Annotated in this window: 1 pseudogene; it reads right to left on the reverse strand. The window is 47.9% G+C overall.

What is annotated here, in order from left to right:
- A pseudogene (locus tag Q1A70_RS20705) lies at positions 1–212 on the reverse strand (hypothetical protein); the annotation flags it as partial.
- Between the last annotated feature and the right edge of the window lie 30 nt (positions 213–242).

The raw sequence follows: 242 nt of genomic DNA on the forward strand, positions 1-242 counted from the left end.
GCGGTGTTTTCAGCCATCAATAAAGCAGCACGGGCGTTCTCTCCCGACTGCATCGCCATTGATTTGACTGCGGACGTAGTATCTGCGCTGTTCTGTCGCATGTTGTCCATAGCCGCTTGACTGATTTGACTATTTTCTTCAAGAGAATAACGCCCGAAATCGAGAGCCTTTGACAGCGACTCTTGATTCGACTCAAGAGCCGATTTTGTCACGCTCTCATTAGATTGAATGGCTTCTTTGCT

This window comes from uncultured Vibrio sp., assembly GCF_947488985.1.
Taxonomy (GTDB): Bacteria; Pseudomonadota; Gammaproteobacteria; order Enterobacterales; family Vibrionaceae; genus Vibrio.